This window comes from Sphingobium fontiphilum (genome assembly GCF_014196635.1).
Taxonomy (GTDB): domain Bacteria; phylum Pseudomonadota; class Alphaproteobacteria; order Sphingomonadales; family Sphingomonadaceae; genus Sphingobium; species Sphingobium fontiphilum.
In genome coordinates this window covers 101,272-126,637 of record NZ_JACIEB010000008.1, presented here as the reverse complement: position 1 = coordinate 126,637, position 25,366 = coordinate 101,272, and the positions used below count along the sequence as shown (strand labels likewise).

Here is a 25,366-nt window from a genome sequence, read left to right as displayed (position 1 = left end):
TTTGGAAAATGCGCGGAAGAGCGCATTTTCGATGCCGCACCGGCCCGCGCAGTCGAGGCGCGTGACTCGTCTGCGCCCACCCGACATCCCATCAGGATACCATGTCTGGGCGGTCGGGTGGGGGTGCGGGCCGGTGCGGATGCGCCAAAGGCGCATTTCCGAACAAACTCTAACCGGGCCGGAAGCTGAGCGCGACGCCGTTCATGCAGTAGCGCAGGCCCGTGGGTTTCGGGCCATCGTCGAACACATGGCCAAGGTGCCCGCCGCAGCGGGCGCAATGGACTTCGGTGCGGGCATAGCCGAGGTCGAAATCGCGCGACGTGCCGACCGCGCGGGGCAGGGGCCGCCAGAAGCTGGGCCAGCCGGTGCCGCTGTCAAATTTGGTTTTCGAACTGAACAGCGGCAGATCGCAGCCGGCGCAGACAAAGGTGCCGGCGCGATGTTCCTTGTTCAGCGGGCTGGTGAAGGGATGTTCGGTCGCCTTGCGCCGCAGAACATTATAGGCGAGCGGCGAGAGGCGCTGGCGCCATTGCGCGTCGGTCAGGGTGAAGGGATAGGCCGCCTGCGCCGGGTCGCCCGCCAGTTGCCACCATGTCGCCGCAGCGATGGCCGCCGCCGCGCCGCCGACCAGGAAATGCCGTCTGTCCATGGGCGGAACAATGGACTCGTCAGCCTTTCGCCCGGCTGAACAGGCGGCGGCGCGGGCCGCCCGATTTCAGCACATGGCGGCGGAACATCAGCACGCCTGCCCGGATCAGCAGCGCCACCCACAGCGCCTGCCAGCCAAGCGCCAGCAGGTGCGGCCAGAGCGCCGGGCTTTCCGCCGCGCTGGCGATCATCGCGAAGGGCGAACTGAAAGGGAAGAGGCGCGCGCCCATCTCGGCCCAGCCGCCGGGATGTTCGGCGGCGAAGGTGGCGAAGAAGAAGACCAGCATCTGGCCCATGGTGACGGGCATGGACAGGGTCTGCACCTCGCGCACGGTCGACGCCTGACCGCCGATCCCCAGGAACAGCGAGCCGAGCAGCGTATAGGCCATGGCGAAATAGAGGATGGCGAGGATCAGGAAGGCGGGCCAGCCGACCGCCGGCGCGGGCAGGTGCGCGCCTGGTCCTGCAACCAGCAGCAACAGGGCGAAGCCGCCGCTGGTCCAGAATAATATGCCGACGAAGCTCATCGCCAGCATGGCCAGCAGCTTGCCCAGAAATATCGCGTCGACCGGCACGGCGGCGGCGAGGATTTCGATGATCTTGTTGGTCTTTTCCTCGACCAGATTGGACAGGACCATGCCCGCCAGCAACATCGTCAGCAGGAAGATGATGAGTTGCGCGGCGCGGCCGACCACCTCGCGCCCCTGCCCTTCACCGCTGGCGCTGGCGGCGATTTCGTGGCGGGTGACAGGCGTGAGGCGGAAGGCGTCGCCGGTGCGCGCCAGCGCGGCGAGCAGGGCGACGTCGCTGCCGACGCGGTCGATGTCGTCTGCCTTGCCGGTGAGTTCCGGGCGGTCGAGGCTGCCCGAAAGCACCACCGTCACCCCGGCATCGGGGCGCGCGAGCACGGCGCGCGGCTGCGACAGGGCGGGGATGCGCAGCAATTTGGGCAGCGGCGCGGCGCCGGGCCGGCGGGCCAACGCCAGATAAGCGCGCTCCATCCCCTCCGCCTGATCGACGGGCAGGGCGACGCCGATGACGGGGCGCATGTCGGTGCTGGCGATGCGGCTGCCCATGCCGCCAAAGGCGAGACCGAGCAATATCGGCAACATCGGCCCCAGCAGGAAGAAGATGAAGGCGCGCGAGAACACCACGGCGGTGAAATCGCGCCGGGCGATGACGAGGGCGGCGCGCAGCAGGCCGATCATGCGTCTTCCTCCGACGCGGACGTTGCGCCCGCCATCGCCTGCGCCGCCGCTTCGCCCGCGATGGCGACAAAGGCGTCATGCAGGCCGGGTCGTTCGATCGACAGGCTTTCAATGCCCGCCTGCCCGTCGATCAGCGCACGCAGCAGCGGCTCTATCCCCTCTTCGGGCAGGCTGAAATGCCAGGCGCCGTTTTCCGCGACCGTGTCGGCGGGCAGGGCGCGACGCCAGCTTCCGTCGCTGACGCGGGTGGACAGGCGCACCTGCGGGCGCAGCCGGTCGCGCGCTTCGCCGACCGTGCCTTCGAAGCGGATGCGGCCGCCCGCGATGATGGCGATGCGTTCGCACAGCCGTTCGGCATGGGCGATGACATGGGTGGAAAAAAGGATGGTGACGCCGCGTCGCGCCTGTTCGCGGATCAGCGCCTCCAGCTTGCCCTGGTTGATGGCGTCGAGCCCGGAAAAGGGCTCGTCCAGCACGATGAGGCGCGGTTCATGGACCAATGTGCCGAACAATTGCACTGTCTGGGCCATGCCCTTCGACAATTCGCGCACCTTCTTGTCGGCGGCGTCGGCCATGCCATGCGCCTCCATCATCGCGCGCGCGCGGTCGCGCCCGATCTTCAGCGGCAATCCGCGCAGCGCGCCCATGAAGGCGATGGCCTCCGCCGCCTTCATCGAGGGGTAGAGGCCGCGTTCTTCGGGCAGATAGCCGACCTGCGCCGCGACCGACAGCGGCCGGTCGCTGCCCAGCAGGGTGCGATGCCCTTCATCCGGGTCGATGATGCCGAGCAGCATCCGCAGCGTCGTCGTCTTGCCCGCGCCATTGGGGCCGAGCACGCCATAGATGGCCCCGGCGGGCACGGCGATGTCGATGCCGTCGACGGCGCGGAAATCGCCGAAAGTCTTGACAAGACCATGGCCTTCCACGGCATAGGTCGGGTTCGTGGAACGGCCGGTCATGGCGGTTCTTGTAACGGCGACCCATGACAAGGCCAAGCGACATCAGCCTGGAAGAGCGATTGAAGGCGCAGGCCGCGGCGCTGGGCTTTGCCGCCTGCGCCATCGCGCCCGCCGACGCCGCGCCGCAGGCGGCCGGGCGGCTGCGCGCCTGGCTGGACGAGGGGCGGCATGGCGACATGATCTGGATGGAGGAGCGGGCGGAGCAGCGCGGGTCGCCGCGCGGCCTGTGGCCCGACGTGCGCAGCGTCATCATGCTGGGCATGAGCTATACGCCCGGCCATGATCCGCTGGCGCTGGCCGAAGTGGGCGACCGGGCGCGCATATCGGTCTATGCGCAAGGCCGCGATTATCATGATGTGGTGAAGAAGGCGCTGAAGGCGCTGGCGCGGTGGCTGGTGGAGGAGGCCGACGGCGCGCTCAAGGTGTTTGTCGATACCGCGCCGGTGATGGAAAAGCCGCTGGCGCAGGCGGCGGGGCTGGGCTGGCAGGGCAAGCACAGCAACCTCGTCAGCCGCGACCATGGGAGCTGGCTGTTCCTGGGCGCGATCTATTCGGCGCTGGACCTCGCCGCCGATGCGCCGGGGCGGGACAGGTGCGGCAGTTGCACCGCCTGTCAGACGGCGTGCCCGACCGACGCCTTCCCCGCGCCCTATGTCGTCGACGCGCGGCGGTGCGTTTCCTACCTCACCATCGAGCATAAGGGGCCGATCCCCGAAGCATTGCGCGAAGGGATCGGCAACCGCGTCTATGGCTGCGACGATTGCCTGGCGGTGTGCCCGTGGAACAAGTTTGCGCGCAGCGCGGCGGCGCACCGCGCCTTCTTGCCCCGCGGAGAACTGGTCGCGCCGCACCTGTCCGACCTGCTGGCGCTCGACGATGCCGGATTTCGGGAGGTGTTTTCCGGGTCGCCGATCAAGCGGATCGGCCGCGACCGCATGGTGCGCAACGCCGCCATCGCGGCGGGGAACAGCGGCGAGGCGCGCTTCATTCCCATGCTGGAGCGGCTGAGCGCCGATGCCGACCCGGCGGTGGCGGAGGCGGCCGCATGGGCGATAGCGCGGATCGGGGACGGGCGCCGCGCGGGTCGCGCTTGATCTGAACGACTCCGTTCGTCCTGAGTAGCCATTGAGCCTGTCGAAATGGCGTATCGAAGGATCATGCGTCGCGCCGGATGCTTCGATACGGGCCTTCGACTTCGCTCAGTCCCTACTCAGCACGAATGGTCCATATTTAAGGTTCAGCCCTCGATCAAAGCGAGAAGCGCGCCGTCACGCGAATATCGCGGCCCGCGAGCGGGGCGAAATCCTTGAGCACGCTGGCGTGGCGGCGCGCGTCGACGTCGAAGATGTTGTTCGCCGACAGGGTGATGCTGGTGCGGTCATTGCCCGAGAAGGGCTTGACCGCCACCGATGCGTTGACGAGCGTGAAGCCGTTGGTGGGCGTTTCGAACCCGGCGATGCGCTTCTGGTCGAACACATGCTCCACCTCGCCGCGCACCGTCAGCCGGTCGCCTTGCAGCTCCAGACCGCTCAGCAGACGCAGCGGGGGGATGCGCGGGGCGGGGCCGCCGCCCTTGATCGTTGCGCGGACATAATCGGCGACGCCATCGAGATTCAGGGCATAGCCGCCCAGTTGCGCCAGCTTGACCGTCGCCTCCGCCTCGAACCCGTAATAGCGGGCGTCGGCCTGGGCAAAGGCGAAGCAGGGGAATTCGAGGTCCGCGCCGCCATTGGCCGTCTGGCACACGCTGTCGTCGACGATCGCTTCGTAGATATAGTCGCGGAACCAGTTGTGATAGGCCGACAGGCTGAAGCTGTATCCGGCGCCCGCGCCGCGCAGGGTGGCTTCCACGCCCCAGCTTTTTTCCTTGGTAAAATCGGGGTCGCCCAGTTCGAAGGCCTGGGTGCCGGCATGGTTGCCGCGCGCGAAGAGTTCCTCGGCCGATGGCGCGCGTTCGCTGCGCGAGAGGTTGAGGCCGATCCGCCAGTCGGGCATGATCGTCTGGCTGACGCCGATGGAGCCGGACAGCGCGTTGAAGCTGCGCGTCCGCCCGTCGAAGAACAGGTCATCGTCGGCATCGGCTTTCAGATTGCTATGTTCGAACCGCGCGCCCGCCTCCAGCCTTGTGTCGCCCAGGTCGAGCGACTGGAGCGTGAACAGGCCGAATTGCTCGGTCTGATTCTTGGGCAGGAATTTTTCCTCGCCCACGGCGGAAAAGCGGCGGGTGAAATATTGCGCGCCCGATGCGCCCTGCCAGCCGTCATGATCGGCCTGGATCAGTTCGAGGCGGCTTTCGATCGACTGGTTGCGGAAGGTTGTGCCGACCTCGCCCGTGGGTTCGATTTCCTGATGCTGATAGGTGGCCCAGCCCGCGCGCAGGCGGATGCTGTCGAGGAAGCCGCCGCCCGTCGCCACTTCGCCGCGCATGTCGGCGCGGGTCTGCTTCATGGACAGCGTCACGTCCTCGTGGCTGTGGCCTTCCTCCGCCTCGCCTTCGTGGTCATGGTCTTCGCCCTCATGATCGTGGTCATGCTCTTCCTCGACCTCGTAGCGCGAGGGGACGCCATAGCGGTTCCGGCTGTGCGACACCGACACGCCCAAATTGCCCTTGTCGGTGATGAAGGCAAAGCCGCCCGCCACTTCCCAGGTCTCGGCGGCGGTGTTGGGCAGGCGATCCTTGAGATTGGCGAGATCGCTGATTTCCGCCTCGTCGCTTTGCGCGGCGATCTGGCGCAGGGGTTTGGTGAGGATATAGCCGCCGGTGCGCAGATCGTCGGTCTTTGTCCAGCTACCATCGAAATGCACGACCAGTTGCCGGGTCAGCGGCGCTTCGATCTCGCCCATGACGGTGCGTTCGTCCGACGCGCTGCCATAGGTGGCGAGGCCTTCGACATGGACGGGTTCGTCGGGCACGCGGCGGGGGATGCGCGTGTCGATGACATTGACGACGCCGCCGATGGCGGACGAGCCATAGAGCAGGGCGGAAGGGCCGCGCATCACCTCTATCCGGTCGGCGGTCAGCGGATTGATGGCGACGGCATGGTCGACCGAGGTGTTGGACACGTCGAAACTGCCGACGCCGTCGGTCAGGATGCGGACGCGCTCACCCTGGAAGCCGCGCAATATGGGGCGCGAGGCGTTGGGGCCGAAGGATGTCGAGGAGACGCCGGGCTGGCGGCTCAATGTCTCGCCGATGGTCGGGCGCATGTCGCGCACCAGTTCTGCGCCCGTCACGATCGACGTGCCCGACAGGATGTCGCCCTGCCGACGGGGAATGATGGCGGTGACGATCAGGTCGGGGCCATCGGCATCATGGTAATCCTGATCGGGCGCGGGGGCAGGCGATTGCTGGGCCATGGCGGGGAGCGCCATCGACAGTGCGAGGAGGGCGGATCCGGCGCGCAACAGGGGAGGAATCATTGGAGGCTAATGTCCTGAACCATTGGGAATGGGGATCGCCTAGGCTATATGATACAACATATCAATAGCCGTTGCGGAAAAATGGTGCGTTGCAACCTGCGAATATAACGGTTTGCCGCCGCGCATCCGCCATCGCCCGACGCGCATCGCGATCAGAAAGGCGATGATATTGGGACGGGCCCCTTTTGCTGTGGCCGGAAGCTCCGTTGAAGTTGCGAACCGTTAGCACAAGGTCCTTTTCGCGGAACATCGGCCCAAAGGCCAAGTTATTAACATGGTTGACCTTTCCTTCATCTTGAGTCCAACATCATCCATGGAAAAAACGGAGGGAGCGTTTCTGACGATCAGCGAGCTGGCGACCGAACTGGGCCTGCCGCAACATATCTTGCGTTATTGGGAAACGCGCTTTCCACAATTGAGGCCGCTGCAACGGTCCGGCAATCGCCGCTATTATCGGCCGGCCGATGTAGAATTGGCCCGGAAGATCCATAAACTATTGAATGTGCAAGGATTTACGGTGAAGGGCGCGCAACTGGCGCTGGCCGGGAACGGCCATGACGCGGCCGGGCCTGTCGCCCCCATGGCCGAACCGCGCATGCGGGAGATTATCGACCGGCTGGAGGGGATACGCGACCTTCTGGCCCGCGCCATCGGCGATCAGAGCGGCCGGGCGTAGACCAGATCGCGAAACGGCGCGTCGCCGACCATGAAGGTGGTTTCGCCGATTTCCGCAAAGCCATGGCGCGCATAGAAGCGGCGGGCGCGATCATTGGCGGTATAGACGGCCAGCAACAGACGTTTTTTGCCCGCCGCGCGCGCGACATCGACCACTTGTTCCATCAGCGCGTCGCCATTGCCGCCGCCCTGCCATCCCGAAAGCAGATAGATGCGCTTGAGTTCGATATCGGCCTGCGGATCGACCGGCACCGGCAGATCGGGCGGGGTCATCACCGCATAGGCGACCGGCGCGCCCAGCGGCGTTTCGCCAATGATGACGGTCTGCGCCGGATCGGCCAGCGCGGCGCGGTAATGCTCTTCGCCATGGGCCGCGCGGATATGGTCGATCAGCGCCCGCCCCGGATGATCATGGGCGAAGGCGGCCAGAAAGGTCGCGCCGCCCAGAACGGCAAGAGCGGCCTCGTCGCCCGCCCGGCCGCGCCGCCAGAGGATGGGCGTCATCAGCGGCTGCCGGGGCCCAGGGCGGGATCAAGGTCGCGCGGGCGGGTGAAGCTGGCCAGACGCCCGATATTGTCCCCCACCAGTTCCCATCGGTCGACGGGCAGGTCGATCACGACGATGCTGGCGGTCGGGAATTTGAGTTCCACATCGTCGCGCAACGGATTGTCGCCTTCCTCCGGCACTAGCGCCAGAACCAGTTCCTCCAGTCCCGGATTATGCCCCGCCATCAGCACCCTGTCGGCTGAATCCGGCAGGTCTCGGACCACATCGACCAGGGTCGGCGCGGAGGCGAGGTAGATGCGGCGGTCCCATTGCGGGGCCAGCACCTCGCCATAGCCTTCGAAAAAAGTATCCAGCGTTTCGCGCACGCGCACGGCGGGGGAGGCGATCAGATGGTCGAAGACCATGGCCTTCGACCGGGCGAACTGCCCCATCAGCATCGCCGCCTTTTCCCCGCGCCGGTTGAGCGGGCGATCGAAATCGCGCGCCACCGGATCGTCCCAGTCGGACTTGGCGTGGCGTAACAGGGTAAGCCGCTTCATTCCTTCTCCCGATCAGCAGTTGCCGATTCTTGCCCCTGATGCACTATAGGCGTTGCAAGGCCAAGACCGCCATGCAGGCTTTCGTCCTGCGCGGCCGCTACGGCCAGGATCGCTTCGTCCAGCGGCGCCCGGCGCACCGCGACATCGGGGGGAAAGGCCGAGAGGAGCCGGCTGGGCATGGCGGCGGACAGGATGACGAAGATGCCCCGGTCGCCCGCCCGGCGGATCAGGCGGCCGAATGCCTGGGCCAGCCGGGCGCGGATGATGCGATCATCATAGGCGCCGCCGCCGCCCTCGTCCTTCGCCGCCAGCCGTCTCGCGCCATGCAGCACGCTGGGCTTGGGCCAGGGCACGCCCTCCATCACCACCAGCCGCAGCGAATCGCCCGGCACGTCGACGCCGTCGCGCAGGGCGTCGGTGCCGAGCAGCGACGCGCGCGGATCGTCGCGGAAAATGTCGACCAGCGTGCCGGTGTCCATCGGGTCGACATGCTGGGCGTAAAGCGGCAGCCCGGCGCGGGCCAGCCGGTCGGCGATGCGGGCATGGACAATGCGCAGGCGGCGGATGGCGGTGAACAGGCCGAGCGTGCCGCCGCCCGCCGCCTCGATCAGCCGGGCATAGGCGGCGGCCATGGCCGCCATGTCGCCGCGTTTGATGTCGGTGACGATGAGCACTTGCGCCGCCGCGCCATAATCGAAGGGGCTGGCGGCGGCGAAGCGGGCGACCGGGCCGGGCAGGTGCAGCGCGCCGCTGCGCCGGTCCGCATTGTCCCATTCGCCGCCGCCGCGCAGCGTGGCGGAGGTGACGATGACGCCATGGGCGGGTTTCAGCACCACGTCCGCCAGCGGGCGGGTGGGGTCGAGCCAGCGGCGGTGCAGGCCGATGTCATATTCGCGCCCCTCCACCCGGTCGACCGCCAGCCAGTCGACATGATCGGGGTCGGCCGGGCCGCCGATCCGCGCCAGCAGGGCGAGCCAGGCGGCGATGAGGTCGCACCGCCAGCCCAATGAGGCGATGGCCCCTTCCACTCGCGCGCGGGCCGCGCCGTCCAGCCAGTCGGGCGCGTCCTCTATCACTGCCTCCAGCCGCCTGGCGAGGCGGGTGAGCGGGCGCAGCAGCGCGTCGAGCGCCGTCGCCGCCTCCTGCGCGGCTTCGACCAGCGGGCCGTCAGGCTGCGCCAGTTCGGTTTCCAGGCCATAGCCCGCGTCCCCCTCGCCATTGTCGGCGGCGCGGGCGAGGACGGTGGCGCGCACGGCGGCGAGCAGGCGTTCGACCGGGCCGAAGGGATCGCCAGCGGCGATGCGTTTGAGCCATTCGTCGCCGGGCAGCGCCTCGGCCGCGCGGGCGGCGGCGGCGATCGCCTCGCCCCCTTCGGTATCGTATCCCGCAACATCGGACAGGCGCGCCGACAGGCCCCGGCGGCGGCCCCGCGCCTTGCCCTCCGGTCCGATGATCCAGCGGCGCAACTCTATCGCCTCCTGCCCGGACAGGATGACGGCGAAGGTCGAATCGGCGGCGTCGAACAGATGGTGGCCTTCGTCAAAGACGATGCGATCGGGCCGCTGGCCCATTTCCCGCCCGCGCGCGGCGTTGATCATCACCAGCGCATGGTTGGCGATGACGATGTCGGCGTTCGCCGAAGCCCGCGCCGCCCGTTCGATGAAGCATTTGCGATAATGGGGGCAGCCGGCATAAATGCACTCGCCCCGCCGGTCGGTGAGCGCGGTGGAACCGTTGCGGCGGAACAATGTGGGCAGCCAGCCGGGCAGGTCGCCGCCGACCATGTCGCCATCCTTGCTGTAGGCCGCCCAGCGCGCGACCAGTTGCGCCAATATGGCCGCGCGCCCGGCAAAGCCGCCCTGCAACGCATCCTCCAGATTGAGCAGGCACAGATAATTTTCGCGCCCCTTGCGCACCACGACATGGCGGGCGGCGACGGCCGGATCGGGGAAGAGGCGCAGCGTTTCGCGGTCGAGCTGGCGCTGCAAAGCCTTGGTATAGGTGGAGATCCACACCGTGCCGCCCGCCTGCTGCGCCCAAAGCGAGGCGGGGGCGAGATAGCCCAGCGTCTTGCCGATGCCGGTGCCCGCTTCGGCGAGCAGCATGTTGGGCCGGTCGCGCGCGGCGCGGGGGGCGAAAGTCGCGGCGGCGGCGATGGCGTAGTCGCGCTGGCCGGTGCGGGCTTCGGCGCCATGCCCGGTCAGCAGGTCGAGCCGGTCGCGCACGGCGGCGTCATCCAGCCGGACGGGCCGGGCGGGCGGGCGCGGCGCAGCTTCTTCCCATTCGGGCAGGCGGGAGAACAGCCATTTTTCCGCCTCGCGCGGGCGGGCGATGCGCGGGGCGACGAGCGCGGCCCAGGGCCAGCGGAGCCGGGCGAGCGACTGGGCGGCGGTCCATGCCCCTTCGCGCTCGGGCCAATCCGCTTCCGGGGCGAGCCGGTCGAGCAGGACGCCCGCCGCCTGTTGCAGCAGTGCGGGGATGGCCGCTTCGCTGGCGGGCAAGGGCAGGTCCAGCGCCTGCGCCAGCCCCTTGGGCGTGGGCACCAGGAAGCGCGCGGGATGGACGAAGGCCCAGAGCTCCAGCAGATCGAGGCCATTGAGTTCGGGATAGCCAAGCCTTTGCCCGGCCAGCGGCGCGTTGAGCAGCAGCATCGGCGTTTCGGCGGCGCGGCCGATGGCGGCGCCCTTGGCCAGCGCGCGCGTATCCCCGTCGATGCGCAGCCACACGCCGCCATGGCTGGCATGAAGGGCGGGCAGGGTGGACGGGTCGATCACGCTTCCGCGCTTAGCGCGATTTCGGCGCGGATGGAAATGGCTGGTCCGCCGCCGATATGGTTGGCGGGCGGACCGGAGCGCGAAGGAAGCGGGCTGCTGACGCCAAATGGCTTGACCGCGCCGCGCCGCTGGCGACAAGGGGGCATGACCCTCAAAGCCCGGTTTTGCCCGCTTCCCGAAATCGCCGCCCTCGGGGCCCGCTGGCGCGCATTGGAGGCGCGGGGGCGGGGGAGCTTCTTCCTGGGCTGGACATGGACCGGGGCCTGGCTGGCCACCTATGGCGTGCGGCCCGAATTGCTAGCGGTGACCGACGGGGACGAGGATGTCGGGCTGGCGCTGGTCGGCCATGCGATGCAGCCGCGCCTGCTGGGCCGGGCGGCGACGTTGCTGCTCGGCCAGTCCGGCGACGCCTCCGCCGACCGGCCCTTCATCGAATATAATGGCCTGCTGACCGCCGTCGACCGCGCCGTTCCGGCGACCACCGCCGCGATGGCCGCGATCGACCGGCGGCGCGACTGGCGGGTGCTGAAACTGGCGGGTGTCGAGCCGGACAGCGCGCTGCTGCACCTGCCCGCGCGGCGACGCACGCTGCTCGAAGCCTCGCCCGCCTATATGGTCGATCTGGCGGCGGTGCGCGCGGCGGGCGGCGATTATCTGACGCTGCTGGGCGGCAACACCCGGTCGCAAATCCGCCGCGCGATGAAGGACCGGGGCGGGGCTTTGCCCATCGCGTCAACGCCCGCCGACGATGAAGAGGCGGGCGCATGGATCGCGCAGATGCACGCGCTCAACGGCGGGCGGCATCAGGACAATGCCTGGGACGATGCGGCTTTCCGCCGGTTCGTCGAGGCGCTGGTGCGCGGCGGGCGCGAGACTGGCGAGGTGGAGTTGCTGCGCTTTGCCGATGCGGGCGGGCTGGTCGGGCTGCTCGTCAATTTCCGCTATCGCGGGCGGGCGATGAATTACCAGTCCGCCTTCGTCCAGCCGACGGGCGCAAAGGACAAGCCGGGCCTGTTGTGCCATGCGGCGGCGGTGGCGCGCTATGCCGATGCGGGCATGGCCCATTATTCGCTGCTGGCGGGGAAGGATCGCTACAAGGAAAGCCTGTCCACCTGTCAGGAAAGCCTTGAATGGTGGGCGCTCGAACGCTTCGCCCCCCGGCTGGAGGCCGAAGCGTTGCTGCGACGGATGCTTAAACGCCCAGCTTCCGCATGATGCGGTAGAGCAGGCGCTGGACCGACTGGCTTTCGGGCTTTTCGCCGACCTTCACCACCGGCAGGCCGCGCTTGCGCAGCAGGGCATTGAGGCTGTGCAGTTCGCCCTCCGCCACGCTGCGTTCCGACCGCCAGGTGATCGACAGGCTGACGGAGACGGCGGGGCCGTTCTTGACGAAATGCGGGGCCTTGACCGGCATGTGGATGGCGTCGCCCGGTTGCAGCAGATTATGGCTGGCCTTCGCCATGAAGGCGTCGTCCCAGATCAGGTTGCGGTGGCCGCCGCCGTGGAATTGCTCGCTCTTTTCGGGCGGCACCAGCGCGGGATCGGCGACGGGAAAGACGGTCATCGTCTTTTCGCCCCTGATCTGGAGCAGGATATTATGTTCCGGGTCCATGTGGAACGGCGTCACGCTGCCCGGCGAGGTGATGAAGATGAAGGCTTCGCGGTGCAGCATCGGCCCGGTCTTGCGCGCGACGATGGGTTCGAGTTCCGCCAGCGCGGCATCGAGCAGCGCGGCATAATCGGGGTCGCGCTCGACATTTTTGAGCACCGCCCAACTGCCATTGCTTTCAATGGTGCGGATCGTTTCGCCCAGCGTCAGCCCGTTGGACGGGGTGTCTTCCGGCCGGACGCCCAGCGGCAATGCGCCCAGATTATATTCGACCGCATCGGCCGGCATTTTTTCCGCCAATGTCGCCAGCGCGTCGAGCGTCAGCAGCGGATGATCGACCAGATCATGGGTGAGCTTCGCAGGGCGATCAGGATAGGCCGCGCCGAATGCGACGCGGGCGCTGTCGGAAAAGGCGCGGCTGTCATGTGCGGCGGAGAGGGCGCCAAGGGCGGTCATGCTTGTCCTTTCATCAGGCGGGCGAGACGGTCGACCCCGTCGGCCAATGTCATTGCGGCATGGCGTTTCAGCCGGGTAAGGCCCGCGCCCTTCAGCGCCACGCGATATTGCACGATGGAGCGGCGTTCGGCCCACAGGCTGTCGATCATCGGGTGGTCGGGCGCGGCGCAACTGTCCATCCAGCCGATGCCGTCATCGCCCTGCACATGGCGCAGATTGGCGAGTTCGATCAGCACGCCGGGCGAAAAACGGCCCAGGTCCTCGTCGAAGGCGATCTTGAAGGAAAAGGCGCCGCCCTGATGGCGGAAATTGACCAGCATGGCGATGGCGCGCCCGTCAAGGTCGAGCCGCAGGAAATGCAGCCGCCCCGCATCGAAGGCGGCGGCGCAGGCGGCGCGGAAAAAGGCGGCGTCGGCCGGGTTGCAGGCGAGCGCCGTGCCCTCCCGCCCCTTCCACCCCGACCGTTCGAGCGCCAGAAATTCGCCGCACCAGCCCGAAAGCTCATCCCGCGCCGCCAGCTTGCGGTCAGCGACCGCGCCAAGGTCCGCCAGCCTTTTTTGCAGGCGGCGGATTTCCTTGCGCTTTTTGGCGCGCACATGGCTTTCCCAATAATCGTCCGCCGACAGGTCGGAGCGCAGCAGCGCCCGGTCGTAACGGTGGATTTCGTGGCGCGCGCGGCCCTGCGTCGCGCAAACCGCCTCCAGCGCGGCGGCATTGGCCCCGGCGGCGTCCAGCCCGGTCAGGTGGAGGAAATGCGGCGCCCAGGACGCGGCGTCGAGCTGCGCCAGCATCGCCGCCCACGCCGCCTGTTCATGCCCCCGGCGCAGCATCGGCGCGCCGAAAAAGGCGTGATGGTGCATCCAGTTGGTGGCGCATGCTATGGGAAGGCGGCCATGATGGCCCGCGATCGACACCGGCATCAGCCCGATCAGCGTCTCGCCCGCATAGGCCTCCACCAGCCGCACGGCGCCGCCGCCCGCCAGATGATCCAGCGCCGCGCCCAGCATGTCGGGCGCGTAAAAGGCGTTGGCTTCCGCCGCGTCGCGCGCCAGATCGGCCCAGCGCGCGCGCTGGCCAGTCCCCGGTGAAGGCGGCGATGGGTGAACGGACATGTCCATGGCCTGTCCCCTAAACGTCAAAGATTAGGAATAGCTAAATCCCCGCTGCTTAAGGGTGCGCCGGATCGGCTCTTGCCGCGGCGCAATATCCCGTGGAGAAGGGTCGCAAGCGATGCGAATGAGGTATGGAATATGACGATCCTGGTGACTGGCGTGGCGGGGTTCATCGGGATGCAGGTGGCCGACCGGCTGCTGGCCGATGGCCGGGCGGTGACCGGCATCGACAATATGAATGACTATTACGCCGTCAGCCTGAAGCGCGACCGCGTCGCCCGGCTGGAAACGGCGCATGGCAAGCTGTTCACCTTTGCCGAACTGGATTTCGCCGATGCCGGTGCGGTCGCCGCTGCCCTCCATGGCCAGCATATTGACGCCATCATCCATCTCGGCGCGCAGGCGGGGGTGCGTTATTCGCTGGAAAATCCGCAGGCCTATGTGCGGTCGAACCTGGCGGGCCATGTGACGATGCTGGAACTGGCGCGCGAGCGGCGGGTGCGGCATCTGGTCTACGCCTCCTCCTCCTCCGTCTATGGCGGCAATGACAGCCTGCCCTTCCGCGTGGAGGACCGGGTCGATCACCCCGTCTCGCTCTATGCCGCGACCAAGCGGGCGGACGAGTTGATGAGCGAAACCTATGCCCATCTGTTCCGCATCCCGATGACGGGCCTGCGCTTCTTCACCGTCTATGGCCCCTGGGGGCGGCCGGACATGGCGATGTGGATTTTCACCCGCAAGATTTTGGCGGGCGAGCCGATCCCGGTGTTCAACCATGGCCGGATGCAGCGCGACTTCACCTATATTGACGATATCGTGTCGGGGGTGATCGGCTGCCTCGACCATCCGCCCGCCGACGATGGCGGACCCAAGGCGGGGGGCAGCCGCTCGCCCCACCGGCTCTATAATATCGGCAACAACCGGCCCGAAGAGCTGATGCACCTGATCGCGGTGCTGGAGGAGGCCTGCGGCCGCAAGGCGCAGATCGATTTCCAGCCGATGCAGCCGGGCGACGTCCACGCCACCTATGCCGACATCAGCGCCATCGCCGCCGACATCGGCTATGCGCCGACGACCGGCATCGAGGTCGGCGTGCCGCGCTTTGTGGAATGGTATCGCGGCTATAACGGATAGGGCGGGCGATGGCGGAGATCATCAACCTGCGCATGGCGCGCAAGGCCAAGGCAAGGGCGACCGCGCAGGCGACCGCCGACGCCAACCGTGCGAAACATGGCCGGACGAAAGCGGAGCGGCAGGCGGCCGAGCGGGAGGAGGAGGCGCGGGCGCGGTTGCTGGATGGGGCAAGGCGGGAGAGGGATGAGGGGGAGTAGGGGGCGAGGATGGACTCCGCGCTTGTTAGGTTGGCGGGGCTTGGGGCAATGCTGCCATTCACGGGTCGGCGTCGAAAGGGCGGCTTTCAGACTGGCACCGGACATTCTGAAAGGCGGCAAGCCGCAGCGGGAAACGGGAAGGTGGGCCGATTTCAAACTGTCGCGTTTGGAGCACCTTCACCGGGAAATCGGCCTTTTATCCGTCATGACTTTCGACCAGATGGTGCCAATTCGAGCGTAACACACCGATGCCAACAAATGCCTTGGTTTGTGCGTCAGGTGAACCCTATTTGTCGCACAAAAGCCTCAAGGCAGGATCGCGTTCAGTTGCGATGGCAAGCCATTATGCGGGTGGTAGGTGAGTTGAGGTCGTATTCAAATAAGGTCCATCGGTTCATGTCTAATTGGGAAAGGAGAGCCCAGCGGGCGGCGGATCTATTTGTACCTCGATGGTTCCACTACTGGACCTGACCACCTCAAACTTTCCGCCATATATTGAAACGATTTTGGGAAGATCCGTGGTAGTTAGATTCCAACTTGGGCCACAAAATGGCGCATACCCCAATCCATCTATCAGGGGATTACCTGCATACCGCCAAATACAGAGTGCGATCGATTTTTTGCTAGTTTGCGTTAACATCACGTCGAAAGATGCATTTTCCGAGGCAAATACAGGAGATAGCGAGCTTATAGATACTGGAGATTCTAATGGAGCGCTAAATTTTGTTTCAAGCGATCCAATCAATATCTCGTAATTATTTCTAGTATTCCCCGATATAACCATCGTAGGAACACCGGAAATAGTATCCAACAATCCATCTCTATCCCAATCTTCAACACAGTAGATGAAATTCTGCTTGCGCCGTCGCGCTAGCTCGCAAAACCGCTCATGTAGATTAGACGACCGAGCCAGTAAAGTTCCGGCTGGAATAGAGTTGCCTCCGCTCGTCATTCGCAAAGGCCCGTCTCTCATGTCGATAGAAGTTGTGAATAAATCCTTCGGCGTAACTTTGGTGAATAATCTTGGGGAGTTTCTATAAATCGGTACGGGAACTTGATTTTTAACCGTCGGTACCGATATTGTAATCCACTCAATTTTTACTGAACTATGCGAACCAATGGTTTGAGAAAAAACCGGCAACGATGCCATGGTAGCAGCTAAAACAAGGCTTAGATTTGCGAATCTCACGACGAGACTCATTTGATTTGGCGCGCCCAAAAAAAGGAGGGCCCGGCGGAAGAAGCTCGTTGCTGCTAGATCCAATTTAGGCCTCCAAAATCCATTAAGTCCCATTTCCGAAGGGTTGTCTGCAATCACCGTGCAATGATCAGGCGAAAGAGATCGTCATCTGAATCGATATTTCCGAGATTGACAGTCAAAACCACTCATCAATTCCGAAACTTACCGCAAGATGGAAGGAAATAGAAGGCAATTTTCCCGTGTCACTAGAAGGGTCGGTGTGGTGGTTGGGAGAGCGTCGTGCGGAGTCCATCCGACTGCTTCTAGATTCAGCCGCCACTTATCCAGCACGTGGTCGATGGCAGAATAGTCTCAATCCACGCCATAGCTGAATGTCCGGTTCCAAGCGCCCCACCGGCAGCTCCAGCCGGAAGCGGAGGCTTGGCTTGGGGCGCCTGACGTGAACGACCGGCTCTGGTCGCTTACAGCCCCTCTATCCCGCGAAACTTTCCCCCGCCCCAACACCTGCACCGATAGGCTCCCCCCTCAAGCCTTCCGCCACCTGTTTCGCCTTCCCCATCACCCCCAGCACATTCTTCCCCGCCGGTCTGGGGAAGGCGGCGTCGGTCCGGCCGCGGCATCCGGTCGACGGCGGCACAAACCGATCATTCCTTCGTGTCGGCGGGGGGCGGGCAATTATTGCCTTCGACGGCCATGCGGCGGACCTCCTGCGCGGCCACTTGCGCCAGCCAGGCCCGCCTTTCGGCCTTGTCGGCGTTCTGCTCGGCCAATTTGCGCGCGGCGTTCGCCTCGTTCCGTTGCTGCACCGCCATCCGGGCATAGGTGAAGGCGGCGATCGACAGGCTGCTCAGCACCAGGATGAGCAACAGGGCGGCGGCGGACAGGGCGGCGGCGATCCGCCGGGTGCGGCGCTGGTCGCGGCGGTAGAGCGCGGCGTAGGGCGCGCCCAGCAGGCCCGCGATCAGTTTGAGCTTGGCGATATGCCGTTCGTTCTTTTGCAGGTCCGGCGCCAGCGGCTCCAGCGGTTGGCTGCGATCCAGTTCGCCTGCCGCGTCCACCGCGAACAGCAGCGCGGGGGGGAAACATTCGGCGTCGGGATCGCCAGGCGCGCCCGCAGCGATCAGGGCGAATATCGGGGCCGCCGGGTTGCATTGCCTGAACGAACGGATTTCCTTGTCCACCCAGACAGACCGCGCCGCCGCCGGCGAACAGATGACGATCAGCGCGTCTGACCGGGCCAGCGCGCCCTGCAATTTGGGGCCGAGTTCGGCGGCGCCGGCCAGTTCGTCCTCGTCGCGAAAGATCGGGCGCAGTCGGGCGGGGATGGGCCCGCGATCGCCCATCGTCCCCGCCAGCGCGCGGGGCACGCGGTAATTTTCGATGGCGCGGTGCAGCCAGCGCGCGACCTTCATGTCGGCATGGCTGTAGCTGATGAAGGCGGCGTAGCGTCCATTGCCGCCGCCCGCAATGAGATCGGACAATTGCTTATGCGCATAGCCCGCCAGTTCCGCGCTGCCCGCAAGCACTGGCTTTCCGACCGCCGCGGCAGTATCCAGCGGGGACTTGAAGATCTTACCGAGGGGATTGGACATGATGCGGAAATTCCTGATCGCAGGTTTGGCGGTCTTGGCCTCTTCTCATCCTGTCGCGGCGCAGGAAAGGGCTGAGCCTCCCGCAGCGCCTTCGCCCGCCGCGGCGCCGGCCGATCCGTTCGCGCAGGCGATCGCCGCGCGACAGGTCGCCGACTTCGCCCGGCGCGAGCGCGATCCCCATGCCATGCTGACCGCCGCGCGCATGTTGCAGCAGGTGCCGGTGTCGGAAGGGGCGAGCATGGGCGAGGGCGAGGCCGCCTTCTCCCCTGACGCCCTGTTCGCAGAGGCCAAGGCGCTGGCGCGCGACGACGAGGCGTTGTTGTTGCAAATCCGGCTGGCGCAAACCGCATCGGGCCGGGGCGTCGTTGCTTCCGCGTTCGGAAAGGGGCTGTTGCGCCGCGTCCTCGACGTCAGTCCGCGCAATGCCTATCGCATCAACGTCACCGCCAGGGGCGGCGAACCGCTGCGCATCGGCGCCATCGGCGACATTGGCACGAACATGTATATCCGGATGATCGACGCGTCGGGAAAGCAGGTCTGCCTGGACGATAACGCCGATTATGCGCCGGTCTGCGCGGTCACGCCGCGCAAGTCCGGGCAATATCGCGTCGATATCGGCAATAAAAGCGCCGCCAGAAGCCGGACCGTCGTGCTGAGCAACTGAAGCAGGCGGCGGCATGGCGTTCAATCGCCGGTGTAAAGTTCGCCGATGGACAGGCTCGCCCGCCCTGCCGACCTCGCCAGCAGATCGCGGATCGGAGCGACCAGCCGGGCGGCGGCGCGCTGATTTTCGACCGTCCGCAGCAGCAGCCGGAAATCATCCGGCGGCTGCGGCGTGACAAGCGCGACGACATGGTCTGCGCCGAAAGGCGGGATGACCTGACTTTCCAGAAGGGGAAGCGACTGACCCATGGCCAGTTCGCCATCGCCGTCGGACGTTGCGACCGGGTACAGCCGCTGCACCGTGCCGTCGGACGCAATGTTGAACACGGTCGCATAACGCCGCGTGGCTGCGGGCGTCTGGTCGCCTCCGGTCGGCGCTCCCTGCGCTGGCGAAACGGTGGCCAGCGCCAGGGTGACCGGCGCGCCGGACGGATAGCGTGCGCCATTGTCGAGCGGGCCGACCATCAGCCGCGCACCGGATTCCGACAGGAACGGGCGCAAAGCCTCCAGCGCCGCCCATTTGTCGATCACCCCGCGCACCTGCGCCAAGCCCTTCACATTCTGAGCGACGACATCGCCCGTCCGACGCAGCATCACACGCGTCCTTGCGTCCCAGACGAAATCGGCGCCCTGTCCGTCGGTCAGGACCCGCCAAGGATAGTCGCCGCTGATGGTGGCGCGTGCATTCAAATCAGCGGTATAAAGGCCGGGCAGCGGCGGCGGCGTGGGCGGCACGGCTGGCGGCGGCACGGCTGCGAACACCCCCTGGTCCTGCCGCCCCGGCGGGATGATGGTGTTGCTTTCCTGCCGCTGACCGCTCAGCATCCGCACCTGGACATTGAGATAGGCGCCCAGTTCGCCGATGGACAGGGCGCCGTCGCCATTCTGATCGGCGGCCATTCCCCGGCCATCGGCGCGCGGCGTCGTCAGCCCCTGTTCGAAAGACCAGGTCAGAAAGCCGCGGGTAGGCGCGCCTTCCACCGGCAACGCATTTTCCCAGGCGATCTGATCGTCCCGCGCCGCGCTGATGTAAAAGAGGTTGGGCAGGTCGTCGCGGTTGGCGCTGGCGGGCGTTTCGCCGGATGAAAGAACGCTGGCGAAGCGCGGGGCGGGCCGCGCGCCCAGTTCCACTTTGCGCGCACCCAGCGTCAGGCGGGGAGCCATGCCGCGGACGCGCGGGTCGATCGAACGATGGAGCGTCCCGGAATGGCAGGTGTCGGCCATCATCAGCACCTGCACGCCTTTGGGCACATACAGGGCGAGCCAGGTATAAAAATCCTTGTCGACGATGAAGCGCTCCGGATCGCTGATGTCGGGGTCGAAGCCGGGCAATGGCAGAAACTGGTCGGTATCGCCGTCTCGCGTGCCCTTTATCGCCGCTTCGGCAAGGGCGCCATGGCCGGTATAATAGAGGAAAATCCAGTCGCCCGGTTTCGATCGCAGGCCCAACGCATGCAGCGCGGTTTCAACCGTCGTGCGACTGACCCCGTCGTTGCGCAAGACCGTAACGTCCACCGCACCCTGGCCACGGACCACCGTCTCCATCGCCGCCAGGTCGTTCTCCGGCCCGGCCAGATCCATGATCAGTTTGGATTCGAACCGCCACGACCCGATAAGAAGGGCGCGGGTTTCCGCCAACGCGCCATCCGGATTGACGGCGAGTGTGACAAAAGTAGATAATACTGTTGCCATAAATCCACGCCAGCCCCTGTGCATTGGTCGCCTCCCGCGCTTTTTTGTTGCCTTGCAACTCTCCCACTCATAATCTTGGACTGGTAATTGGGGCAATAACTATATCATGACTCGGAGTGGGCAAATGGCGATGCTGCGTTGCACTATAGCTTTTGCTTCGTTTCTTTTTTTGCCCCTTGCGTCAGGCAACGCCCTGGCGCAGTCAGGCGTCGGCGCGTCGTCCGATCCCGCGCCTGCAGCCGGCGCTACGGGCAGGGGCGTCCGGATTTTGCCGCCGGAGCCGGTCAACGCGCCGACCGTTGCAGATAAGCAACAAGTGCAGCCGGAGCCATCCCGCGCGACGGCGGGGTCGCCCGCTGCTCAACCCGGCGGATTGTCGCCGGTCGCGCCCCCCGCCACGCTGCCCGTCCTGACGGCCTGCGACCGCCCCGTCGCCACGCCCGCCCTGCGCTTCAGCGAGCAGGCGCAGTTCGACCGTTTGCTCAGGAAAAAGTTGCGAACCGGCAGGGCGGTGACCGTCGACATGGACACGCCCTATCCCGCGGACAGGGAAGCGCCGCTGCCGCTGGGCGCGTGGCTGAACGAGATCAAGCAGAGCGGCGGCTCCGTCAGCGTAGCGCCCTATTGCCAGAAAGGGCGGGGCCTGGGCGGCTTTTTCGCCAAGCTGTTCGGGGGCGGCCCGGCCAGACCCTATAAGGCGGCGCGCCGTTACGACGCGGTGCTGCACGTCGATGCGGTCGACCAGGTCGTGACGCAGGTGGAATTCACGCCGCGCAAGGTCGGCCAGTGAAACGGATTACCGGCCTCCGCCGATGGCCGATCACCGCGCTGGCGGCGGCATGTCTGACGGCGTTGCTGTTGACGGGATTGATCGCCGCCCCGTCGGCGCTGGCGGCGACGGAACCGCGGCTGGCGCTGGTGATCGTCAATGGCGCCTACGAGTCTTTCGACAAGCTCGGTTCAACCTACAGCGATGGCGAAAGGATCGCGACGGCGCTGAGCGCGACGGGTTTTGCCGATGCAAGCGGCAGCGGGCCTGTGCAGGTAAGGCGCGACCTGAGCCGGGCGGCGATGCAGCAGGCGATAGCCGATTTCCGATCCAGATTGGCGGCCGCCGGTCCCACGGCCTTCGGCACGCTCTATTTTTCCGGCCATGGCGCTGCGCTGGGCAGCTATGGCGACGTCATGCTGCTGCCGGTGGACGCCGGTCGCGATCTGGGCCCCGAAAACGCGATGCTGACGCGCGCGGCGCTGACCCATAATCTGATGGGATCAGGCGCCAGAACGGTGCTGATCGTGCTCGACATGTGCCGCAATGTGCTGCCCGCGCCGCCCCCATCGCTGACGGAGACGATCGCGGCGGAAACCGGGACGGACGCCGGTGCGGTCAGTGAACTGGCGGGCAGCAAGGGGCTACGCCGCATGGTGCGCGCTTCCGCCGCAGCGATCCGGCCCGATCAGGGCTATCTGGTCGCCTACTCCACCAGCGCCGATCAGGTCGCATTTGATGACGGCATTTTTTCCAAAGTGTTCGCCGAGGAAATTCGCCGCCCGCAACAGAATATCGCCGACGCGCTGAAGCGGGTGTCGGACCGGGTGGCGCTGGCGCCCGGCAGGAATTTTCAGAAGCCGACCTTCGACTATGGGCTTCAGGGCGCGCCACCCTGTTTCATTTCCTGTGACCGGGCGGCGAGCGACCGCTTTTACGACTGCGCCAACTGTCCCTGGATGCGGGCCATACCGGCCGGGCTGACGCCGTTCGGATCGCCGCCGTCCGAACCGGGGCGTGGCGGGGATGAACCGGTGCAGGCGCAGGTCCGGATCGACCGCCCCTTTGCGATCGGCGTTTACGAAGTGACGATCGCCGAGTGGAACGCCTGCGTGCGCGACAATGCCTGCGCCAAATTGGGCAATTGGTCGAAGGAAAATCCCAACCCGCTGATCCCGGCAAGCGACATCAGCTATGAGGACGCGCAGGCTTTTCTCGCATGGCTTTCGGTCAAGTCGGGGCGGGCCTATCGCCTGCCGAGCGAACAGGAATGGGAATATGCCAGCCGGGCAGGATCGCCAAGCGCCTTTCCCTGGGGCGACGACATCAGCCCGTCGATGGCGAATTACGATCATACCGCCCGCTATCATGGATCGGAGACAGCGCCTTATCGCGGTTATCCCGAAGCGGTGAACAGCTATCCCGCCAACGCCTTCGGCCTCAACCAGATGCAGGGCAATATGTGGGAGTGGACGTCCGGCTGCACGGATGCGTCGTGCCGGGCGCGCATCATTCGCGGCGGATCGTTCGAAAGCGCGCCCGGCGCGCTGCGATCGGCCAATCGTTTCACGGTCTCGCCCGGCAAGCGTCGCCAGGATACAGGCTTGCGGGTCGTGCGCGACCTGGAACCGGACGAGATCGTGGGATCGTCCTGACGGCGTTTTTGGAAGTATTTGCGTCGCGGTGGGACTTCGGCGCGTAAAGAGGGGTAATATCAATGAAGAAAATAGTGATCGCCGCTGCGGTCGCGTCGCTCGTTCCGGGGACCGCCTTCGCCACGCCTTTTTATGCGAGCATCGGCAGTCCGAACAGTTTGCAGCATGTGGCCGTCACCACCGCGCTCAATCTCAACGACCTGGATTATGACGAAAACCTCCATACGCCAGGGTTCGACATGGAGGGGGACGCCGACACGATCGGCGGCGCCTTGACCTATTGGGGCAGCGATGGTGTCGAGGGCCAGCGTTACGAACTGCGTTACCAGAAGGCGCTTCGTCCTTTCGAGGGCAATCGCGCCCGCGTGCTGATCGATCCCGTCCTCAACGTGCTGCACGTCAATGACGGCAAGACCGCGGTGCTTGGCACGCTGTCGACCGGCGTCGAGATCCCGGTCCAGCCCAATTGGACCATCACCCCGCGCGTCGCTTTCGGCGCGAGCGACAATGACGGCTCTTTCGGCGCCAGCAGCGAAGTCCTGACCCTGTCGGCCACCAGCCGTTACAAGATTGCGCAGGTCGGTCGCGGCGACCTGACCATCGGCAACATGGTCGGATGGTCCACCACCACCAATATCGGCATCGGCAAGGATCCGGGCGTCTATTTCAAGGAGGATGTCTGGGCCTTCCGCAACGGGGTCGCCTACCAGTTGCCGTTCAAGGGGCGGCTGTTCGGCGGGCGGCAGGGGTCGATCCGCGCCAGCTACACCTGGACCAAGCTGACCGGCGATCCGCAATCCTATGAGGATGTGCATGAAGCGGCGGTGAGCGTGGGCATACGCACCCGTGAAGCGGAGCAGAGGAGTGGGTCCGAGCAGTTGCGTATCGGCCTGATCTACACCCATGGCACCAACAGATTCTCGCACGACTTCGATTTCGACGCAGTGACGCTGACCATCGGCTATCGCTTCTAGAAAATATATTCGGGAGGAACGGGTGATGACACGCCGTCTGGTGACATGGGGCATTCCCGCGCTGCTGGCGCTTTCGGGCGGTGCTCTTTTCGCCCAGCAGAGTGACGACACGCTGTTCATGACCGGGGCGGCCCCCGTTTCTCCCGAAGAATACGCCAAGCTGCCCAAGCAAGGGCGGTTCCGCGCCTATTTGCCCAAGCAGGTAGACCTTTCCAACGCCTATCCGCCACCCGGATCGCAGGGGCCGCAACCCAATTGCGTTGCCTGGGCGACCACCTACGCCGCGCGCACCTTCCTTAATTTCCGCGACAAGGATGTTCGGCCGGAGGCGCCGTCCGACCAGATGAGCCCGGCCTATGTCTATAACCGGCTGCGGCCGGCAGGTTCGCCCTGCACCGGCACGATCAGCATCGTCCAGGCGCTGACCTTGCTGAAGAATGAAGGAACGGTCAGCCTGGCCGACTTTCCCGACGACATGACCAAATGTGCGATCCCCGCGCCCGATGCGCTCAGGGCCAAGGCTGGCGAATACCGCCTGCTCGACTGGCGCGCGGTCGATCGCGAAGTGAAGGACGACTGGCGCACGCCGATCGTGCTGGACGACGTCAAAGGCGCCCTGGCGCGCGGCGCGCCGGTGATCTTCGCCATGCCCGTCGCGGCGGATTTCAAGGCATTTCGTGGCGACGGCATCTATCGCCGCGCCGATAGACCGGAAAAGGCCAATTATCACGCCATGGCGATCGTCGGCTATGACGAAGACCGTCAGGCGCTGCGCATCATCAACAGTTGGGGATCGATCTGGGGCGACAAGGGCTATGCCTGGATCGCCTACGACACGTTCAAGCTGCTGACCGCGGAAGCCTATTCGCTCGAAGCGCCGCTCGCCCCGGCTACCCCTGGCGCACCACCCCCGCCTCCACGCAGCGACGCGCAGATCTTCGCCGACCGGCAAGCGGCCATGCCCTGCGGCGCTGTGTCGGTGCAGGGGAAAAGCCTGACCGGCTTTTCAGGCGATCTGAACGCCATCGCCGCGCTGCGCGAAGCTGCGGCCAAGGTCGATCCCGCCATGTCGTTTGCCGTACGCCACCTGCCGTGGCCGCAATGTGAGGCGGCGCTGACCCTTGCCGCTGCGTTGACGCGCGACGGGACCAGCATCGTGGCGCTGACCGCGGATGGCAAGGAACGCGGCGGCGATCCGGTGGCGATGCGTGAAGATGATGTTTTTGGCGTGAGCGCGACGACGAGCGCCGCGCGGCCCTATCTTTCCATCATCTATCTTCAGGCCGACGGCAGTGCCGTGGAGTTGCATCGCGGCCATCCCGAACCGGACAGCAAGGGCGCGCGCCGCGTGACGATCGGCCTTTCCCAGGCGGCGCAGCGCTATCAGGTGGCTCCGCCATTCGGCCCGGAAATGATCATCGCGCTAGCATCCGCAAAACCGCTGTTTGGCGATGACGAAGCGGTGAACGGCACCGAGCGGCAGTTCCTCACCAGGCTGCGCGCCAGGCTGGCTGCGGGCCAGGGCGATGGTCAGGGCGTCTCTGCCGCCTTCGTCCGGCTGCAAACCAGCAACTGACCCCGA

The 25,366-nt window shown here is 65.9% G+C and carries 22 protein-coding genes; 10 read left to right on the top strand and 12 right to left on the bottom strand.

Annotation, left to right across the window (positions count from 1 at the left end):
- Window positions 1-169 precede the first annotated feature (169 nt).
- Genes msrB through GGR44_RS15285 form a run of 3 tightly spaced genes read right to left on the bottom strand, consistent with a single transcriptional unit; the run spans window position 170 to window position 2,815 of the window.
- Window positions 170-649 carry a peptide-methionine (R)-S-oxide reductase MsrB gene (gene msrB / locus GGR44_RS15295; protein WP_183956349.1) on the bottom strand — a complete coding sequence of 160 codons (480 nt, stop codon included), beginning with the start codon at window positions 647-649 and terminating at the stop codon, window positions 170-172.
- 19 nt (window positions 650-668) lie between these two features.
- On the bottom strand, window positions 669-1,856 hold the full coding sequence (locus GGR44_RS15290; protein WP_183956348.1) for an ABC transporter permease: 1,188 nt from the start codon (window positions 1,854-1,856) through the stop codon (window positions 669-671).
- Entirely contained in the window at window positions 1,853-2,815 is a 963-nt protein-coding gene (locus tag GGR44_RS15285) for an ABC transporter ATP-binding protein (RefSeq protein WP_183956347.1), read from the bottom strand. Before GGR44_RS15285 ends, GGR44_RS15290 begins: the two co-directional genes overlap by 4 nt.
- Window positions 2,816-2,838: 23 nt before the next feature.
- Here GGR44_RS15285 and queG point away from each other — a divergent pair, with 23 nt between their 5' ends.
- On the top strand, window positions 2,839-3,909 hold the full coding sequence (queG, locus tag GGR44_RS15280; RefSeq protein ID WP_183956346.1) for a tRNA epoxyqueuosine(34) reductase QueG: 1,071 nt from the start codon (window positions 2,839-2,841) through the stop codon (window positions 3,907-3,909).
- A gap of 154 nt (window positions 3,910-4,063) precedes the next feature.
- Here queG and GGR44_RS15275 read toward each other — a convergent pair whose 3' ends face one another.
- On the bottom strand, window positions 4,064-6,235 hold the full coding sequence (locus GGR44_RS15275) for a TonB-dependent receptor (protein ID WP_183956345.1): 2,172 nt from the start codon (window positions 6,233-6,235) through the stop codon (window positions 4,064-4,066).
- Between the two features lie 313 nt (window positions 6,236-6,548).
- Between GGR44_RS15275 and GGR44_RS15270 the strand changes: the two genes are divergently transcribed.
- Window positions 6,549-6,911, top strand: coding sequence for a MerR family transcriptional regulator (locus tag GGR44_RS15270; protein WP_183956344.1), 363 nt, complete (start codon window positions 6,549-6,551; stop codon window positions 6,909-6,911).
- Here GGR44_RS15270 and GGR44_RS15265 read toward each other — a convergent pair.
- Genes GGR44_RS15265 through GGR44_RS15255 form a run of 3 tightly spaced genes read right to left on the bottom strand, consistent with a single transcriptional unit; the run spans window position 6,893 to window position 10,730 of the window.
- Window positions 6,893-7,414 carry a GNAT family N-acetyltransferase gene (locus GGR44_RS15265; RefSeq protein WP_183956343.1) on the bottom strand — a complete coding sequence of 174 codons (522 nt, stop codon included), beginning with the start codon at window positions 7,412-7,414 and terminating at the stop codon, window positions 6,893-6,895. The two genes, GGR44_RS15270 and GGR44_RS15265, sit on opposite strands and share 19 nt — an antisense overlap.
- Window positions 7,414-7,956, bottom strand: a complete 543-nt coding sequence (locus GGR44_RS15260) for a SixA phosphatase family protein (protein WP_183956342.1) — start codon at window positions 7,954-7,956, stop codon at window positions 7,414-7,416. The genes GGR44_RS15265 and GGR44_RS15260 overlap by 1 nt, the downstream gene beginning before the upstream one ends.
- Window positions 7,953-10,730, bottom strand: coding sequence for a helicase C-terminal domain-containing protein (locus GGR44_RS15255; RefSeq protein ID WP_183956341.1), 2,778 nt, complete (start codon window positions 10,728-10,730; stop codon window positions 7,953-7,955). Before GGR44_RS15255 ends, GGR44_RS15260 begins: the two co-directional genes overlap by 4 nt.
- A 144-nt stretch (window positions 10,731-10,874) precedes the next feature.
- Here GGR44_RS15255 and GGR44_RS15250 point away from each other — a divergent pair, with 144 nt between their 5' ends.
- Window positions 10,875-11,945, top strand: coding sequence for a GNAT family N-acetyltransferase (locus tag GGR44_RS15250; protein ID WP_183956340.1), 1,071 nt, complete (start codon window positions 10,875-10,877; stop codon window positions 11,943-11,945).
- Here the strand turns inward: GGR44_RS15250 and GGR44_RS15245 are convergent.
- Window positions 11,923-12,795, bottom strand: a complete 873-nt coding sequence (locus tag GGR44_RS15245; RefSeq protein WP_183956339.1) for a cupin-like domain-containing protein — start codon at window positions 12,793-12,795, stop codon at window positions 11,923-11,925. The two genes, GGR44_RS15250 and GGR44_RS15245, sit on opposite strands and share 23 nt — an antisense overlap.
- A complete protein-coding gene (locus GGR44_RS15240; RefSeq protein ID WP_183956338.1) occupies window positions 12,792-13,913 on the bottom strand; it encodes a GNAT family N-acetyltransferase in 1,122 nt (373 codons plus the stop codon). Before GGR44_RS15240 ends, GGR44_RS15245 begins: the two co-directional genes overlap by 4 nt.
- 132 nt (window positions 13,914-14,045) lie before the next feature.
- On the opposite strand from GGR44_RS15240, the gene GGR44_RS15235 reads away from it, so the two are divergent.
- Window positions 14,046-15,041 (top strand): NAD-dependent epimerase/dehydratase family protein, encoded by a 996-nt coding sequence (locus tag GGR44_RS15235; protein ID WP_183956337.1) that lies wholly within the window; start codon window positions 14,046-14,048, stop codon window positions 15,039-15,041.
- Window positions 15,042-15,049: 8 nt separating this feature from the next.
- Entirely contained in the window at window positions 15,050-15,238 is a 189-nt protein-coding gene (locus GGR44_RS15230) for a DUF4169 family protein (protein ID WP_183956336.1), read from the top strand.
- Between the two features lie 400 nt (window positions 15,239-15,638).
- Here the strand turns inward: GGR44_RS15230 and GGR44_RS15225 are convergent, their stop codons facing one another.
- Entirely contained in the window at window positions 15,639-16,556 is a 918-nt protein-coding gene (locus GGR44_RS15225; protein ID WP_183956335.1) for a hypothetical protein, read from the bottom strand.
- A 527-nt stretch (window positions 16,557-17,083) separates the two neighbouring features.
- A complete protein-coding gene (locus tag GGR44_RS15220) occupies window positions 17,084-18,031 on the bottom strand; it encodes a toll/interleukin-1 receptor domain-containing protein (protein ID WP_183956334.1) in 948 nt (315 codons plus the stop codon).
- Between GGR44_RS15220 and GGR44_RS15215 the strand changes: the two genes are divergently transcribed.
- A complete protein-coding gene (locus GGR44_RS15215; protein WP_183956333.1) occupies window positions 18,030-18,695 on the top strand; it encodes a hypothetical protein in 666 nt (221 codons plus the stop codon). The two genes, GGR44_RS15220 and GGR44_RS15215, sit on opposite strands and share 2 nt — an antisense overlap.
- A 20-nt stretch (window positions 18,696-18,715) precedes the next feature.
- On the opposite strand, the gene GGR44_RS15210 is transcribed toward GGR44_RS15215, so the two are convergent.
- Window positions 18,716-20,386 (bottom strand): caspase family protein, encoded by a 1,671-nt coding sequence (locus tag GGR44_RS15210; protein WP_246344703.1) that lies wholly within the window; start codon window positions 20,384-20,386, stop codon window positions 18,716-18,718.
- Window positions 20,387-20,555: 169 nt separating this feature from the next.
- Between GGR44_RS15210 and GGR44_RS15205 the strand changes: the two genes are divergently transcribed.
- From GGR44_RS15205 to GGR44_RS15190, 4 genes are all read left to right on the top strand, one after another.
- Complete coding sequence (locus GGR44_RS15205; RefSeq protein WP_183956331.1) at window positions 20,556-21,176, top strand: hypothetical protein; 621 nt, start codon at window positions 20,556-20,558, stop codon at window positions 21,174-21,176.
- Complete coding sequence (locus tag GGR44_RS15200) at window positions 21,173-22,810, top strand: SUMF1/EgtB/PvdO family nonheme iron enzyme (RefSeq protein WP_343052361.1); 1,638 nt, start codon at window positions 21,173-21,175, stop codon at window positions 22,808-22,810. The genes GGR44_RS15205 and GGR44_RS15200 overlap by 4 nt, the downstream gene beginning before the upstream one ends.
- Window positions 22,811-22,872: 62 nt before the next feature.
- Window positions 22,873-23,784 carry a hypothetical protein gene (locus tag GGR44_RS15195; RefSeq protein ID WP_183956330.1) on the top strand — a complete coding sequence of 304 codons (912 nt, stop codon included), beginning with the start codon at window positions 22,873-22,875 and terminating at the stop codon, window positions 23,782-23,784.
- A gap of 25 nt (window positions 23,785-23,809) precedes the next feature.
- Window positions 23,810-25,360, top strand: coding sequence for a C1 family peptidase (locus GGR44_RS15190; protein ID WP_183956329.1), 1,551 nt, complete (start codon window positions 23,810-23,812; stop codon window positions 25,358-25,360).
- The last annotated feature ends 6 nt before the right edge of the window (window positions 25,361-25,366 follow it).

Bases quoted from the DNA above. Each gene is read 5' to 3' on its own strand.
- GGR44_RS15235 (WP_183956337.1), top strand. From the start codon at position 14,046: ATGACGATCCTGGTGACTGGCGTGGCGGGGTTCATCGGGATGCAGGTG.
- GGR44_RS15250 (WP_183956340.1), top strand. From the start codon at position 10,875: ATGACCCTCAAAGCCCGGTTTTGCCCGCTTCCCGAAATCGCCGCCCTC.
- GGR44_RS15230 (WP_183956336.1), top strand. From the start codon at position 15,050: ATGGCGGAGATCATCAACCTGCGCATGGCGCGCAAGGCCAAGGCAAGG.
- GGR44_RS15210 (WP_246344703.1), bottom strand. From the start codon at position 20,386: ATGGCAACAGTATTATCTACTTTTGTCACACTCGCCGTCAATCCGGAT.
- msrB (WP_183956349.1), bottom strand. From the start codon at position 649: ATGGACAGACGGCATTTCCTGGTCGGCGGCGCGGCGGCGGCCATCGCT.
- GGR44_RS15275 (WP_183956345.1), bottom strand. From the start codon at position 6,235: ATGATTCCTCCCCTGTTGCGCGCCGGATCCGCCCTCCTCGCACTGTCG.
- GGR44_RS15270 (WP_183956344.1), top strand. From the start codon at position 6,549: ATGGAAAAAACGGAGGGAGCGTTTCTGACGATCAGCGAGCTGGCGACC.
- GGR44_RS15195 (WP_183956330.1), top strand. From the start codon at position 22,873: ATGAAGAAAATAGTGATCGCCGCTGCGGTCGCGTCGCTCGTTCCGGGG.
- GGR44_RS15285 (WP_183956347.1), bottom strand. From the start codon at position 2,815: ATGACCGGCCGTTCCACGAACCCGACCTATGCCGTGGAAGGCCATGGT.
- GGR44_RS15265 (WP_183956343.1), bottom strand. From the start codon at position 7,414: ATGACGCCCATCCTCTGGCGGCGCGGCCGGGCGGGCGACGAGGCCGCT.
- GGR44_RS15260 (WP_183956342.1), bottom strand. From the start codon at position 7,956: ATGAAGCGGCTTACCCTGTTACGCCACGCCAAGTCCGACTGGGACGAT.
- GGR44_RS15215 (WP_183956333.1), top strand. From the start codon at position 18,030: ATGATGCGGAAATTCCTGATCGCAGGTTTGGCGGTCTTGGCCTCTTCT.
- queG (WP_183956346.1), top strand. From the start codon at position 2,839: ATGACAAGGCCAAGCGACATCAGCCTGGAAGAGCGATTGAAGGCGCAG.
- GGR44_RS15240 (WP_183956338.1), bottom strand. From the start codon at position 13,913: ATGGACATGTCCGTTCACCCATCGCCGCCTTCACCGGGGACTGGCCAG.
- GGR44_RS15290 (WP_183956348.1), bottom strand. From the start codon at position 1,856: ATGATCGGCCTGCTGCGCGCCGCCCTCGTCATCGCCCGGCGCGATTTC.
- GGR44_RS15220 (WP_183956334.1), bottom strand. From the start codon at position 18,031: ATGTCCAATCCCCTCGGTAAGATCTTCAAGTCCCCGCTGGATACTGCC.
- GGR44_RS15190 (WP_183956329.1), top strand. From the start codon at position 23,810: ATGACACGCCGTCTGGTGACATGGGGCATTCCCGCGCTGCTGGCGCTT.
- GGR44_RS15245 (WP_183956339.1), bottom strand. From the start codon at position 12,795: ATGACCGCCCTTGGCGCCCTCTCCGCCGCACATGACAGCCGCGCCTTT.